Source organism: Methylobacterium nigriterrae (genome assembly GCF_037106235.1).
GTDB classification, from domain to species: Bacteria; Pseudomonadota; Alphaproteobacteria; order Rhizobiales; family Beijerinckiaceae; genus Methylobacterium; species Methylobacterium nigriterrae.
This window is the reverse complement of record NZ_JBAWTG010001010.1, coordinates 1-257: the sequence shown is the minus strand read 5'-3', so window position 1 is coordinate 257 and position 257 is coordinate 1. Positions and strand designations below refer to the sequence as shown.

1 protein-coding gene is annotated in these 257 nt (G+C 51.8%); it reads right to left on the bottom strand.

The genetic code is table 11. The features are described from left to right. Positions 1-257 (bottom strand): amino acid permease (locus WDW90_RS40060; RefSeq protein WP_336493111.1); only part of this gene is annotated, 257 nt, incomplete at both ends.

Sequence of the window (257 nt, the reverse complement as noted above, 5' to 3'; positions counted from 1 at the left end):
CGCCAGGTTCCAGCTGCCGATGATCGCGAGGCCGAGGAAAGTCACGACAGACAGTTTCGTGAGTACCATCACCGTCGAGATTCGGAAAAGGATCTTTTCCGCTCGTGAGGCGATCGCCACCATGATGCAGATGACAACCAGACCATAGAACGGATTGTGCGACCACACAGTTTTGGTCACTCCGAAGGAATGGAGAAAAGAGGCGGAATCGTTGGTGAGGGCTGTCGAATAAATAAATACCCAGATCACCAACATGA